This is a genomic window from Halomonas icarae, from assembly GCF_009901955.1.
GTDB classification, from domain to species: domain Bacteria; phylum Pseudomonadota; class Gammaproteobacteria; order Pseudomonadales; family Halomonadaceae; genus Halomonas; species Halomonas icarae.
The window spans coordinates 3,201,617-3,216,533 of the sequence record NZ_WUTS01000001.1; the positions used below are offsets into that span (position 1 = coordinate 3,201,617).

Below are 14,917 nucleotides of genomic sequence, written 5' to 3' on the forward strand. Positions count from 1 at the left end.
GCCGGACCTGCCGGTGACGTCAGATCTCGTCGTCATCCGAATCCAGCGCGGTCAACTGAGCACCCAGCGCCTGCTCGACGTCATGGGCCGACGGTGCGGCAGGCTCTTCGACACCATCGCGCCGGCGGCGACGCTCGGCATGGTGAGTCAGGCCGGTACCGGCCGGGATCAGGCGACCCACCACGACGTTCTCCTTCAAGCCGCGCAGGTAATCCCGCTTGCCGGTCACCGCGGCTTCGGTCAGCACTCGCGTGGTCTCCTGGAAGGAGGCCGCGGAGATGAACGACTCGGTTGCCAGGCTGGCCTTGGTGATACCGAGCAGCACACGCTGATACTTGGCCGGGAACTTGCCCGCCTTCTCGAGGCGCGCATTCTGTTCGAGCACCCGCACCAGCTCGGCCTGATCGCCGGGGATGAAGTCGGAGTCACCGGCATCGGTGATCTCGACCTTGCGCAGCATCTGACGCACGATCACTTCAATGTGCTTGTCGTTGATGCCCACGCCCTGGAGGCGGTAGACCTCCTGGATCTCGGCGGTGATGTACTTGGCCAGCTCCTCGACACCCAACAGACGCAGGATGTCGTGGGGGTTGCTGGGACCATCGGAGATGACCTCGCCCTTCGCGACCGACTCGCCCTCGAAGACCGCGATCTGACGCCACTTCGGGATCAGCGTCTCGAAGGGATCGCCACCGCCTTCCGGGGTAATCGTCAGGCGACGCTTGCCCTTGGTCTCCTTGCCGAAGCTGATCACGCCGCTGATTTCGGCGAGGATCGACGGTTCCTTGGGCTTGCGCGCCTCGAACAGATCCGCGACACGCGGCAGACCACCGGTGATGTCCTTGTTCGAAGAGGCCTCCACCGGGATACGCGCGACCACTTCACCGATACCGATCCGAGCGCCGTTGTCGGCGGTGACAATCGACTTGCCGGGCAGCGGATACTGCACGGGAGTATCGGATCCAGTGACGGTAACCGGCTTGCCGGACTCGTCATTGAGCAGGATCATCGGGCGCTTGTCGCGACCAGCCATCGGCCGCGCCGCCGCCTCGATCACCTCGATGGAGGAGAGACCGGTCATCTCGTCCACGCTGCGGTGGATGGTGACGCCCTCCTCCATGTCGGCGTACTGCACGGCACCCTCGGCCTCGGCGACGATTGGGTGGGTGTGCGGATCCCACTTGGCCACTGCCTGACCGGCGTCGACACTGTCGCCGTCGCGGACCGACAGCTCGGCACCGTAGGGCAGCTTGTAATATTCGCGCTCGCGACCATGCTCGTCGGCGACGGCCAAGGCACTGGAGCGCGAGACCACCACCAACTTGCCGTCGGCGCGCTCGACATACTTGATGTTGTGCAGACGTACCTTACCGCCATGCTTGACCTGGACACTGTCCACCGCGGAGGCCCGCGATGCGGCACCACCGATGTGGAAGGTCCGCATGGTCAGCTGGGTGCCCGGCTCACCGATCGACTGCGCGGCGATGACGCCGACGGACTCGCCGATATTGACCTGATGGCCACGCGCCAGGTCGCGGCCGTAACAGGCCGAGCAGACGCCATGGGCGGTCTCACAGCTGATCGCACTGCGCACCACGATTTCGTCGACACCCATGGTGTCGAGATCGGCACACCACTTCTCGTCGAGCAGGGTGTTACGCGGGATCAGCACCTCGTCGCTGGCCGGGTCGATGACATCCTGGGCGACCACGCGGCCCAGCACGCGCTGCGCCAGGGGCACGATGATATCGCCACCCTCGATCACCGGATGCAGGGTCAAGCCACGCTCGGTGCCGCAGTCCGTCTCGGTGATCACCATGTCCTGGGCCACGTCGACCAGGCGACGGGTCAGGTAACCGGAGTTGGCGGTCTTCAGGGCGGTATCCGCCAGACCTTTACGGGCACCGTGGGTGGAGATGAAGTACTGGAGTACGTTCAAACCCTCACGGAAGTTCGCCACGATCGGTGTCTCGATGATCGAGCCGTCCGGCTTGGCCATCAGGCCACGCATGCCCGCCAGCTGGCGGATCTGGGCGGCGCTACCCCGAGCACCGGAGTCGGCCATGATGAACACGCTGTTGAAGGAGTCCTGTTCGACCTCCTTGCCTTCGCGGTCGATCACGGTCTCCTTGGAGATCCCCACCATCATCGCCTTGGCCACCTTGTCGTTGGCCTTGGACCAGATGTCGATCACCTTGTTGTACTTCTCGCCCGCGGTCACCAGACCCGAGGAGAACTGGTCCTCGATCTCCTTGACCTCCTCCTCGGCGGCCTCGACGATCTCGGCCTTGGCGTCCGGGATGACGAAGTCGTTGACCCCGATGGAGGCGCCGGACCAGGTGGCCAGGCGGAAGCCGGTGTACATCAGCTGGTCAGCGAAGATGACCGTCGGCTTGAGACCGGAACGGCGATAGACCTCGTTGAGCAGGCCGGAGATCGCCTTCTTCTTCATCGGCTGGTCGACCAGCTCAAAGGGCACGCCCTCCGGCAGGATGCGGAACAGCAGCGCACGCCCGACGGTGGTATCGCGAAGCACCCGCTGGTGGGTTTTCTCACCGCTCTCCTCATCGATGAGGACCTCGTCGAGACGCACCTTGATGCGGGCATGCAGCGCCACATTCTGGGTGTTGAAGGCGCGCTCCACCTCGTTGAGGTCGGTGAAGACCATGCCCTCGCCCCTGGCGTTGATCTTCTCTCGGGTCATGTAATACAGACCCAGCACCACATCCTGGGAAGGCACGATGATCGGCTCACCGTTGGCCGGCGACAGCACGTTGTTGGTCGCCATCATCAGCGTGCGCGCCTCGAGCTGAGCTTCCAGGGTCAGCGGCACGTGGACCGCCATCTGGTCACCGTCGAAGTCGGCGTTGTAGGCGGCACACACCAGCGGGTGCAGCTGGATCGCCTTGCCCTCGATCAGCAGCGGCTCGAAGGCCTGAATGCCGAGGCGGTGCAGGGTCGGGGCGCGGTTGAGGAGTACCGGGTGCTCGCGAATGACATCGGCGAGGATATCCCACACCTCGGCTGTCTCGCGCTCGACCATCTTCTTGGCCGCCTTGATGGTGGAGGCGTGGCCCAGTGACTGCAGCTTGGAGTAGATGAACGGCTTGAACAGCTCCAGCGCCATCTTTTTGGGCAGGCCACACTGGTGCAGGCGCAGGGTCGGGCCGACGGTGATCACCGAACGGCCGGAGTAATCGACGCGCTTGCCCAGCAGGTTCTGACGGAAACGCCCCTGCTTGCCCTTGATCATGTCGGCCAGGGACTTCAGCGGGCGCTTGTTGGAGCCGGTGATGGCACGACCACGGCGACCGTTGTCGAGCAGCGCATCGACCGCTTCCTGCAGCATCCGTTTCTCGTTGCGCACGATGATATCGGGCGCATTGAGGTCGAGCAGCCGCTTCAGGCGGTTGTTGCGGTTGATCACGCGACGATAGAGGTCGTTGAGGTCGGAGGTCGCGAAACGACCACCGTCCAGCGGCACCAGCGGACGCAGGTCCGGTGGCAGCACCGGCAGCACCTCCATGACCATCCAGGCCGGATCGTTGCCGGAGCCTTGGAAGGCCTCCAGCAGCTTGAGCCGCTTGGAAAGCTTCTTGATCTTGGTCTCGGAGTTGGTCTGGGGGATCTCCTCGCGCAGGCGCTCGATCTCCTCCAGCATATCGATGTCCTTGAGCAGCGCCTGGACCGCCTCGGCCCCCATGCGGGCGTCGAAGTCGTCGCCGAACTCCTCGAGTGCCTCGAAGTACTGCTCGTCGTTGAGCAGCTGACCGCGCTCCAGCGTGGTCATGCCCGGGTCGATGACCACGAAGCTCTCGAAGTAGAGCACGCGCTCGATATCACGCAGGGTCATGTCCAGGAACATGCCGATACGTGACGGGAGCGACTTCAAGAACCAGATATGCGCGACGGGGCTGGCCAGCTCGATATGCGCCATGCGCTCACGGCGCACGGCGGCCTTGGTGACCTCCACGCCACACTTCTCGCAGATGATGCCGCGATGCTTCATGCGCTTGTACTTGCCGCACAAGCACTCGTAATCCTTGACCGGGCCAAAGATCTTGGCACAGAACAGGCCATCCCGTTCCGGCTTGAAGGTACGGTAGTTGATGGTCTCGGGCTTCTTGACCTCCCCGAATGACCAGGAACGGATCATGTCCGGGGACGCCAGGGTAATCTTGATCGCGTCGAACTCGTCGGACTGAGACTGCGATTTGAGGACTTTCACCAAATCTTTCATGGGGTCGGCTCCGCTGCGGAGTTGTCATGGGCGGGGGCAATGCTGCCACCCCCGCGGACCGTCATAATGTGAAGCGTCGGCCGCCTCAGCTCTCGAGCTCGATGTCGATGCCCAGCGAGCGGATCTCCTTCACCAGCACGTTGAAGGACTCCGGCATGCCCGCCTGCATCGCGTGATCGCCATCCACGATGTTCTTGTACATCTTGGTACGACCCTCCACGTCATCGGACTTGACGGTGAGCATCTCCTGGAGGGTATAGGCGGCGCCATAAGCCTCCAGGGCCCAGACCTCCATCTCACCGAAACGCTGACCACCGAACTGCGCCTTGCCGCCCAGCGGCTGCTGGGTCACCAGCGAGTAGGAGCCGGTGGAACGGGCGTGCATCTTGTCGTCCACCAGGTGGTTGAGCTTGAGCATGTACATGTAGCCAACGGTCACCGGACGATCGAAGGCATCACCGGTACGGCCGTCATAGAGCGTCATCTGGCCTGAATCCGGCAGCTCGGCCAGGCGCAGCAGATGCTTGATCTCATCCTCTTCGGCGCCATCGAACACCGGCGTGGACATCGGCACGCCGCCCTTGAGGTTCTTCGCCAGGGCGATCACCTCATCGTCGGAAAGCGTGTCGAGTTCCTCGACCCGGGTGCCCGGAGTGGTGTTGTAGACCTGCCCCAGGAACTCGCGGATCTCGGCCACCTGCTGCTCACGCGCATCACGCAGCAGAGCGTCGATCTTGCGACCCAGCCCCCAGGCGGCGAGGCCCAGGTGAGTCTCGAGAATCTGACCGACATTCATGCGCGAGGGTACGCCCAGCGGGTTGAGCACGACATCCACCGGCTCGCCCTGGTCGTCGAACGGCATGTCCTCGATGGGCATGATCGCCGAGATGACACCCTTGTTTCCGTGACGACCCGCCATCTTGTCGCCCGGCTGCAGGCGACGCTTGACCGCCATGTAGACCTTGACGATCTTGAGCACGCCGGGAGCCAGATCGTCCCCCTGGGTCAGCTTGCGCTTCTTGTCCTCGAAACGCTCGTCCATCTCCTTGCGACGGTTCTCGAGCTGTTCGTCGGCCTGGGCCAGCAGCTCATTGAGCGTCTCGTCCTGCAGGCGCAGCTTGAACCACTGCTGACGCGGCAGCTCGTCGAGGTAACTCTCGGAGAGCACGTCACCCTTCTTGAGCTGGGGGCCACCGTTTACCGGCTGGCCACTCAGGGTTCGCTTGAGGCGCTCGAAGGTGGCATCCTCGGCGATGCGATAGGTCTCCTGGAGGTCCTTGCGTACCTCGTCGAGCTGCATCTGCTCGATGGAGAGCGCACGCGAGTCCTTCTCCACGCCGTCACGGGTGAAGACCTGAACGTCGATGACGGTTCCCTTCATGCCCGTCGGGGCACGCAGGGAGGTGTCCTTCACGTCGCTGGCCTTCTCACCGAAGATCGCACGCAGCAGCTTCTCTTCCGGCGTCAGCTGGGTCTCCCCCTTGGGCGTGACCTTGCCGACCAGGATATCGCCGGGACCGACTTCCGCACCGATATAGACCACACCGGCCTCATCCAGCTTGGAGAGTGCCGACTCGCCGACATTGGGGATATCGGAGGTGATCTCCTCCGGCCCCAGCTTGGTGTCGCGGGAGACGCAGGTCAGCTCCTGGATATGGATGGTGGTGAAGCGGTCCTCTTCCACCGCCCGCTCCGAGAGCAGGATCGAGTCCTCGAAGTTGTAGCCGTTCCAGGGCATGAAGGCGATGCGCATGTTCTGGCCAAGCGCCAGGTCACCCATGTCCACGGAGGGGCCATCGGCGAGGATGTCGCCGCGTGCCACCGAGTCACCAGGACGCACGATCGGGCGCTGGTTCTGGCAGGTGTTCTGGTTGGAACGCACATACTTGGTGAGGTTATAGATGTCGACGCCGGCCTCGCCGCCGATGATCTCATCCTCGTTGACGCGTACCACGATGCGCTTGGCATCCACGGAGTCGATCACCCCGCCGCGACGCGCCACCTCACAGACCCCGGAGTCACGGGCGACGAAGCGCTCCATGCCGGTACCCACCAACGGCTTGTCGGCACGCAGGGTCGGCACCGCCTGACGCTGCATGTTGGCCCCCATCAGGGCGCGGTTGGCGTCATCATGCTCGAGGAAGGGAATCAATGCGGCGGCAACCGATACCACCTGACGCGGCGACACGTCCATCAGCGTCACCTGCTCGGGACGCATGAAGGTGGTCTCGCCCTTGTGGCGCACCTGCACCAGATCGTCGGCCAACTTGCCGCTCTCATCCACGGTCGCCGAGGCCTGGGCGATAACGAAGTTGCCCTCCTCGATGGCCGAGAGATGAACCACCTCGTCGGTCAACTGGCTGTCCACCACCTTGCGGTACGGCGTCTCGAGGAAGCCATAGCTGTTGGTGTGGCTATAGGTCGCCAGGGAGTTGATCAGACCGATGTTGGGACCTTCCGGGGTCTCGATCGGGCACAGTCGACCATAGTGGGTCGCGTGAACGTCACGCACCTCGAAGCCGGCCCGCTCGCGGGTCAGGCCACCCGGGCCAAGCGCGGAGACACGACGCTTGTGGGTGACCTCGGAGAGCGGGTTGTTCTGGTCCATGAACTGGGAGAGCTGGCTGGAGCCGAAGAACTCCTTGACCGCCGCGGCGACGGGCTTGGCGTTGATCAGGTCCTGAGGCATCAGGCCCTCGCTCTCGGCCATGGAGAGACGCTCCTTGACCGCGCGCTCGACGCGCACCAGGCCGACGCGGAACTGGTTCTCGGCCATCTCGCCCACGCAGCGGATACGGCGGTTGCCCAGGTGGTCAATGTCGTCCACCTCGCCGAAGCCGTTACGGATATGGATCAGCTCCTTGAGCACGTCAAGGATGTCGCGACGATCCAGTACGCCGGAGCCGGTATCGGACTCGCGACGCAGGCGGCGGTTGAACTTCATGCGACCGACACTGGAGATGTCGTAACGGTCTTCGCTGAAGAACAGGTTGTTGAACAGGGTCTCGGCGGCCTCCTTGGTGGGCGGCTCGCCGGGACGCATCATGCGATAGATCTCGACGAGCGCCTCGAGCTGGGACCCGGTGGTATCCAGCTTGAGGGTGTCGGAGATGAAGGGGCCACAGTCGAGATCGTTGGTGTACAGCGTCTCGAGGGTAGTGATGCCGGCCTGGCCGAGCTTCTCGAGCAGCTCCGGGGTGATCTCGGTGTTGCAGGGGCAGAGCAGCTCACCGGTGTTCGGGTCGACCTGATCCTTGGCCAGGGTCTTGCCGAACAGGTACTCCATCGGCACCTCGAGACGCTCGAGGCCGGCCTTCTCCAGCTGACGGATATGCTTCTGGGTAATGCGGCGGCCTTCCTCGACGATCAGGCCGCCCTCGGCATCCTTGATGTCGAAGGTGGCGGTCTCGCCGCGCAGGCGCGACGGCACCAGCTCCACGGAGAAGCCGTTCTTCTCGACGTGGAAGGTGCTGGTCTCGAAGAACTCCTCGAGGATCTCCTCGGCGCTCATGCCCAGCGCGCGCAGCAGTACCGAGGCCGGCAGCTTGCGGCGACGGTCGATACGCACGAAGACACTGTCCTTGGGATCGAACTCGAAGTCGAGCCAGGAGCCGCGGTAGGGGATGACCCGCGCGGAGTAGAGCAGCTTGCCGGAGGAGTGGCTCTTGCCCTTGTCGTGATCGAAGAACACGCCGGGAGAACGGTGCAGCTGGGAAACGATAACCCGCTCGGTACCGTTCACCACGAAGGTACCATTCTCCGTCATCAGGGGGATCTCCCCCATGTAGACTTCCTGCTCCTTGATGTCCTTGATCGCCTTGTTCGATGACTCCTTGTCATAGATGATCAGGCGAACCTTGACGCGCAGTGGAGCCGAATAGGTGACACCACGCAGCTGACACTCCTTGACGTCGAAGGCCGGCGTACCGAAGCGGTAGCTGACATACTCCAGCGCAGCATTGCCGGACATGCTCTCGATCGGGAACACCGACCTGAAGGCAGCATGCAAGCCGGTCTCGAGACGCTCCTCGGGCGCTCGGTCCTGCTGGAGGAAGTCGTAATAGGAATCAAGCTGGATCGCCAGCAGGTAGGGCACATCCATCACTTGGGGCAGTTTGCCGAAATCCTTGCGGATGCGTTTTTTCTCAGTGTATGAGTAAGCCATCTGTATTCCCCAGCTTGTTCACCATGGGTGACCGATGCGTGGTCGGCGCCACCCGACGGGGTGCGGCTCCGTCAGGCGATGAAGGCAAGCGCCTAGAGGGACGCTCGCCTTCTGGAATTCGTCTGGCCGGGCTGCCGAAGCAGCGGCCAGTGACAACAGAAAAAGGCCGGCAGCGGGTGTCCCGCCACCAGCCGTGGAAGCTTACGCCGCGCGTGAAGCCATGTTGCTCAATGACTTACTTGAGCTCCACGCTCGCGCCGGCTTCTTCCAGCTTGGCCTTGGCCGCTTCTGCGTCTTCCTTGGACATAGCTTCCTTGACGGTAGCCGGTGCGCCGTCGACGGCACCCTTGGCTTCCTTCAGGCCCAGACCGGTGATCTCACGGACGACCTTGATCACGTTGACCTTCTTGTCGCCAGCGCTGGTCAGCACCAGGTCGAACTCGGTCTGCTCTTCCTCGGCAGCGGCTTCACCGCCACCCGGGCCAGCCACGACAGCGGCAGCAGCGGAGACGCCGAACTTCTCTTCCATGGCCTCGATCAGCTCGACCACTTCCATGACGGACATGTCGGAGACGGCGTTGATGATATCTTCTTTGGTCAGTGCCATTGTCACGATTCCTAACTTTGCGGGAGCCACGCTCAAGCGTCGGCTCGGGATTCAATATTCGATTCAGGCTGCCTGCAGGAGTTCGCCGATCAGGCGGCTTCTTCCTGCTTCTGGTCGCGCAGGGCGGCCAGGGTACGGACCAGCTTGCCGGCAGATGCCTCTTTCATGACGGACATCAGCTTGGCAATGGCTTCGTCGTAGGTCGGCAGCGTCGCCAGACGATCGAGCTCGGTGGCCGGAATCAGCTCACCTTCGTAGGCCAGCGCCTTGACTTCGAAGCTCTTCTCCTCCTTGGCGAACTCCTTGAACAGACGGGCGGCGGCGCCCGGGTGCTCGTAGGAGAAAGCCAGCAGGGTCGGACCCGAGAAGCTTTCGTCCAGAATCTCCCAGGGAGTTCCGGACAGGGCGCGGCGTGCCAGAGTGTTGCGAACAACACGCACCTGGACGCCATTCTCGCGGGCCTGCTTGCGCAGTTCGGTCATCTTGCTGACCGCGACGCCACGAGAATCGGCAACTACGACGGAGAGCGCATCCTTGGCCGCTTCACTGACCTCGGCAACAATCGCCTTCTTGCCTTCGAGTGCTAGTGGCACGGTGATCACTCCTTCGTGCCGGAACCTCGCGATGAGGGTTCCGGTGGTTACCATCTCTCCCGGCAGCCCGAAGGCGAGCCGGAAGTCCTGGGTGATGGTGCTCACCAGACGCCTGGCGGCCACACCATCTGCGCAGGCCAGCCCCGAAGGGATGATTAAGCCGCCTCACACGAGCGAGGCGGCGCCTGCGGTCTTTGACGGTGCCCCGCCGGCGAGTCAAGACTCGACACGGGGACCGCAAAGTTCTTGCTGAATGTTCGACCTACCGACCGATCAGACCAGACCGGAGTGGTCGATGGTCACGCCCGGGCCCATGGTGGTGGACAGGGTGACCTTCTTGAAATACACGCCCTTGGAGGTGCTCGGCTTGAGCTTCTTCAGGTCGGCGACCAGCGCGTCCAGGTTGCCCTGAATGGCGGTGGCGTCGAAGTCGACCTTGCCAAGGGTGGTGTGAATGATGCCGTTCTTGTCGGTACGGAAGCGCACCTGACCGGCCTTGGCGTTCTTGACGGCAGTCGCCACGTCAGGGGTCACGGTGCCGACCTTGGGGTTCGGCATCAGGCCGCGCGGACCGAGGATCTGGCCCAGCTGGCCGACCACGCGCATGGCGTCGGGTGAAGCGATCACCACGTCGAAGTCCAGCTGACCCTTCTTGACCTGTTCGGCCAGGTCATCCATGCCGACGATATCGGCACCGGCTTCCTTGGCGGCATCGGCGTTGGCACCCTGGGTGAACACGGCGACGCGAACGTCCTTGCCGGTTCCGTTGGGCATCACGGTCGCACCACGCACCACTTGGTCGGATTTGCGCGGATCGACGCCCAGGTTGATGGCGACGTCCAGGGACTCCTTGAACTTGACCGTGGAGAGCTCGCTGAGCAGAGCCACGGCTTCCTCGAGAGAGTAGACCTTGGTGGAGTCGACCTTCTCGCTAATCATCTTCGCGCGCTTGGACAGCTTGGCCATGATCAGAGACCCTCCACGTTCAGGCCCATGCTGCGGGCACTACCGGCAATGGTACGCACCGCGGCGTCGAGATCGGCAGCCGTCAGATCCGGCTCCTTGGTCTTGGCGATCTCTTCGAGCTGTTCACGGGTCACGGTGCCGACCTTGTTCTTGTTCGGCTCACCGGAGCCGGACTTGATGCCAGCCGCCTTCTTCAGCAGGACCGCCGCGGGCGGGGTCTTGGTGATGAAGGTGAAGCTGCGGTCGGAGTAGACGGTGATCACCACCGGAGTGGGCAGACCCGGCTCAATCTCCTGGGTCGCGGCGTTGAACGCCTTACAGAACTCCATGATGTTGACGCCGTGCTGACCCAGCGCGGGGCCCACGGGGGGACTCGGGTTGGCCTTACCAGCTGCTACCTGCAGCTTGATGTAAGCCTGTACTTTCTTGGCCATATTGGACTCCAGTTGGGTAGTAGCGCCTTTCGGCTCCCCGGTATTGCGGCCGCTGGCTGCGGCCCTGCCTGCATCAGGTCGAGCGTTACTCTTTCTCGACCTGCGCGAATTCCAGCTCGACAGGAGTCGAGCGTCCGAAGATCAGCACACTGACCTGAACGCGACTCTTGTCGTAGTTCACTTCCTCTACGACACCGTTGAAGTCGGCGAAGGGGCCATCGATAACCCGGACCGACTGCCCCGGCTCGAACAGAGTCTTGGGCTTTGGCTTGTCGGTCCCATCCTCGACCCGACGCAGGATGGCATCGGCCTCTTTCTGAGTAATGGGTGCCGGCTTTTCCTTGGTTCCACCGATGAACCCCATGACGCGCGGGGTTTCGTTGACCAGGTGCCAGGTTTCGTCATCCATTTCCATCTCGACCAGTACGTAGCCGGGATAGAACTTGCGCTCGCTCTTGCGGCGCTTGCCATCACGCATCTCGACGACTTCTTCGGTTGGCACCAGAATCTCGCCGAAGCGATCCTCCATGCCAAACATCTTCACGCGCTCACCCAGTGAACGCATGACATGCTTCTCGAATCCGGAGTAGGCGTGAATGACGTACCAACGCTTGGACATGGGGGCTCCTAACCGATAACGCCGGACATCGCCCAGCCAAGAAGGGTGTCGATCAACCACAGCATCAGACCAACCACCAGCACGGCGACCAGCACGATGACGGTAGTCTGGATGGTCTCGGGCCGTGTCGGCCACACTACGCGTTGAATCTCTTTCTTGGCGGCACGAGCCAGTTCAGCCAGATCACGCCCCTTGGCAGTGGTCATCGCCACCAAGGCAGCGACGCCGCTCAGCGCCACGACACCCAACACGCGATAGAGCAGAGCCTGGTCGGCGAAGTAGGTGTTGCCTACCACAGCCAGAACCAGCAGAGTGACGACAACCGCCCACTTGAGCCCGTCGTGGCGCGACTCCTGCACCTCGGCGTTATGTTTCATGAAAACGAGACTCCTCAAGGCGCGGCAATCGATACGTGAATTCTTACGGGAATAAGCCAGTCTGGGGAAGACTGGCAGGCCAGGAGGGAATCGAACCCCCAACCTGCGGTTTTGGAGACCGCTGCTCTGCCAATTGAGCTACTGGCCTGTATCTGCCTTCCTCCACCCTTTGCAGGTGGCTTGCGACAGCGGTCGCCATCATAGCGGAAGCCGCTTTGCCTGGCAACCCCCTCTCGCCACTTAGAATCTATCAACGGCGAGAAAGAGAAAAGGCGAGCCTTGGCTCGCCTTTCAATGTGGAGCTCATGGACGGATTTGAACCGTCGACCTCACCCTTACCAAGGGTGTGCTCTACCCCTGAGCTACATGAGCCTAACCTTTGCACCCTTGGGTGCTGGAGCGGGCAGCGGGGATCGAACCCGCATCATCAGCTTGGAAGGCTGAGGTTCTACCATTGAACTATGCCCGCCTACCCACTCTTTCGGCCTCGATGACCAACCTCATCATCGCTGCCTGATTCTGGTGGAGGGGGAAGGATTCGAACCTTCGAAGCTTTCGCGGCAGATTTACAGTCTGCTCCCTTTGGCCACTCGGGAACCCCTCCAACTGGCGGCCTATTTTACCAGCGCCATTCCGAATGTCAAGCCATTGTTTCACAAGCAGCTTTTCATGCCTGGAGCGACTCAAGACGCCGCCACCCTTCTCTTCGGAACGCGGCGCATTGTGTCAAAGCAGCATGGAGAATGCAAGCCCCGCGCGAATCTTTTCCAGCGCTACCGGCGATGGCACACACGGCGCGCCCGCCATTCGGCCTGCTCGCTCGGCGGCGGTCAATGGAAAGCATGCCTCCAGACCGCCATAGACCATATCGGGCCAGACGGCATGGGGCACCTGAAGTCCGCGAGCCACCACCCGTGCATCGCCACCGGTCACCATCAGCGGCAACGCAACTCCTTCGCTATCGCACACCTCGGCATAGACGCGGTTGATCGCGCTGACCGCCGCCATGTAGATGCCATGATTGACCGCCTCGACCGTGCGCCGGCCGGGAACCAGCAGCTCCTCAGGCTCGCTGTCGGGATCGATGGCCACGTTACGGGTCCCCAGCTTGAGGCTCTCCTTCATCAGCCTTAGCCCCGGCAGGATATACCCACCCAGGTGGCGCCCTCCCGGCAGCACGAAATCGATGGTGATGGCACTACCACAGTCCACGGCACAACAGGCGCCAACCTGCTGGTAACCCGCCAGCACTCCCAGCCAGCGGTCGACCCCGAGCCGCTCGGGCTCCTCATAACCATTCGTGACACCCAGTGCCTCGGGGGTGGAGCTGGCCACATAAACGGCCCCCACGCGCTGACGCAGCAGCTGGACGGTCTCCTCGAGCACCGCACGCCTCGCAACGCTGGATATGCGCACCGACTCGACCACCTCGAGATTGGGAATATCGGCTCCCGGCCGCCACTCCTCCCGGGTCCACACCGCTCCACGAGAGCGGATCTCGCTGGTATCGACATCCTTGAGACGCCACTTGGAGAGCGTATTACCGATATCGAGGTCGAGAATCATGAGCGCACACGCAGACTGATCTCACCACCCGCCAGATAGCGTCGCTCTCCACCCTGGACCACCACCAGGTTGCCGGAGGCATCCACCTCCTCGACCAGCGCTACCTCACGCGCATTGCCGCTCAACACGTCCACTTCACGGCCGGCGAAGGCGTGCCGGGCGTTCCAGGCATTGTGCCATGGGGCAAACCCCTCACGCTCGAACTCCGCCACCAGAGGAAGCAGTGCCTCCAGCAGATCCGCTGCCAGCGCATTACGGGATATGCCGGTCACCTGATCCTCGACAGCCGCGGCAGGCTGCCCCAGGGAGCTGCGGAACTCATCGCTCAGGGAAAGGTTGAGCCCCATGCCAATCACCACCTCACAGGGACCAGAGGCGTCCCCACTGACCTCCACCAGGATGCCCGCCAGCTTGCCATACTCTCCATCCGGTCTCTTCAGCAGCACATCATTGGGCCACTTCAGTAGCGGCGAAACCCCGTGACTCTCCAGCACTCGGGCCAGGGCCACCCCTGCGGCAAGGCTCAGCCCCTCCAGGGCAGCGATGCCGGACTCGACTCGCCATCCCAGGGAGAGCATCAGGCTCTTCCCCCAGGGAGTGCTCCAGGCCCGCCCACGGCGACCACGCCCGGCGCTCTGCTGCTCCACCAGGCACACTTCACCGTGCCCCGCCCCATGGTCGAAGCGTTCGCGCAGAAAGGCGTTCGAGGAGGGCAGGGTTTCCTCGACAAAAAGGCGCGTCAGATGGCCACGTGCCTGACGAGAGAGGTCAGCGATGATGCGTTGTCCATCCAGGAGCTCCAGGGGCTCGGCAAGTCGATAGCCCTGCCCTTTCACCGCCTCCATGCTGATGCCCAAAGACTCGAGCTTGCGCAACTGCTTCCATACCGCAGCACGCGACACACCGAGCTGCTCACCGAGTTGCTCGCCCGAATGGAACTCGCCGTCGCCAAGAAGGCGTATGAGGTCACCGATGGTCATGCCAGGGATCCCGGATCGGAAAAAAACCCATTCTATCGGATGCAGCGCACCCCGGAAATGTAAGCATCTGGAAAGGCTCAGCATCCAAACACAAAAAGCCCCAAACTCATGATGAGTTCGAGGCTTTTTTCAATAAGGGTCTGACGATGTCCGGCCAACGCTCCAGGTGCCAGATCCCGGCGGCCGGCGCTCCGGTGAGCGGCGCCTCGATGGCCGGCATTCCGGGACGCTGCATGGGCAACGTCCCAACATGAAAAAACCCCGAGCAACTGAATGCCCGGGGTTTTTTCGGTATAAGTGCCTGACGATGACCTACTCTCGCATGGGGAGGCCCCACACTACCATCGGCGCAGAGCGGTTTCACTGCTGA

The 14,917-nt window shown here is 62.7% G+C and carries 10 protein-coding genes and 4 tRNA genes; all 14 read right to left on the reverse strand.

Translation table 11 applies throughout. From position 1 onward, the window contains the following. Positions 1–19: 19 nt before the first annotated feature. Positions 20–4,240 (reverse strand): DNA-directed RNA polymerase subunit beta', encoded by a 4,221-nt coding sequence (rpoC, locus tag GRB80_RS14775; RefSeq protein ID WP_161424054.1) that lies wholly within the window; start codon positions 4,238–4,240, stop codon positions 20–22. A gap of 85 nt (positions 4,241–4,325) precedes the next feature. Then, positions 4,326–8,405: a DNA-directed RNA polymerase subunit beta gene (gene rpoB, locus GRB80_RS14780; protein WP_161424055.1), complete on the reverse strand. Its 4,080-nt coding sequence runs from the start codon at positions 8,403–8,405 to the stop codon at positions 4,326–4,328. Between the two features lie 235 nt (positions 8,406–8,640). Next, on the reverse strand, positions 8,641–9,012 hold the full coding sequence (gene rplL / locus GRB80_RS14785) for a 50S ribosomal protein L7/L12 (RefSeq protein WP_132044076.1): 372 nt from the start codon (positions 9,010–9,012) through the stop codon (positions 8,641–8,643). Between the two features lie 89 nt (positions 9,013–9,101). After that, positions 9,102–9,605 (reverse strand): 50S ribosomal protein L10, encoded by a 504-nt coding sequence (gene rplJ, locus GRB80_RS14790; RefSeq protein ID WP_132044074.1) that lies wholly within the window; start codon positions 9,603–9,605, stop codon positions 9,102–9,104. Positions 9,606–9,878: 273 nt separating this feature from the next. Further along, a complete protein-coding gene (gene rplA / locus GRB80_RS14795; protein WP_132044072.1) occupies positions 9,879–10,571 on the reverse strand; it encodes a 50S ribosomal protein L1 in 693 nt (230 codons plus the stop codon). Between the two features lie 2 nt (positions 10,572–10,573). Beyond that, the gene (rplK, locus tag GRB80_RS14800) at positions 10,574–11,005 is read right to left on the reverse strand and encodes a 50S ribosomal protein L11 (protein ID WP_132044070.1); all 432 of its coding nucleotides are present in this window, start codon (positions 11,003–11,005) and stop codon (positions 10,574–10,576) included. 85 nt (positions 11,006–11,090) lie between these two features. Beyond that, positions 11,091–11,624 carry a transcription termination/antitermination protein NusG gene (gene nusG, locus GRB80_RS14805; RefSeq protein ID WP_132044068.1) on the reverse strand — a complete coding sequence of 178 codons (534 nt, stop codon included), beginning with the start codon at positions 11,622–11,624 and terminating at the stop codon, positions 11,091–11,093. An 8-nt stretch (positions 11,625–11,632) separates the two neighbouring features. After that, entirely contained in the window at positions 11,633–12,001 is a 369-nt protein-coding gene (gene secE, locus GRB80_RS14810; RefSeq protein ID WP_132044066.1) for a preprotein translocase subunit SecE, read from the reverse strand. 72 nt (positions 12,002–12,073) lie between these two features. Continuing rightward, positions 12,074–12,149 (reverse strand) — tRNA-Trp (locus GRB80_RS14815). Between the two features lie 149 nt (positions 12,150–12,298). Then, positions 12,299–12,373, reverse strand: a tRNA-Thr gene (locus tag GRB80_RS14820). 23 nt (positions 12,374–12,396) lie between these two features. After that, positions 12,397–12,470, reverse strand: a tRNA-Gly gene (locus GRB80_RS14825). A 51-nt stretch (positions 12,471–12,521) separates the two neighbouring features. Beyond that, a tRNA-Tyr gene (locus GRB80_RS14830) sits at positions 12,522–12,605 on the reverse strand. A 122-nt stretch (positions 12,606–12,727) separates the two neighbouring features. After that, positions 12,728–13,567 (reverse strand): type III pantothenate kinase, encoded by an 840-nt coding sequence (locus GRB80_RS14835; protein ID WP_161424056.1) that lies wholly within the window; start codon positions 13,565–13,567, stop codon positions 12,728–12,730. Beyond that, entirely contained in the window at positions 13,564–14,547 is a 984-nt protein-coding gene (locus GRB80_RS14840; protein WP_132044062.1) for a biotin--[acetyl-CoA-carboxylase] ligase, read from the reverse strand. Before GRB80_RS14840 ends, GRB80_RS14835 begins: the two co-directional genes overlap by 4 nt. Between the last annotated feature and the right edge of the window lie 370 nt (positions 14,548–14,917).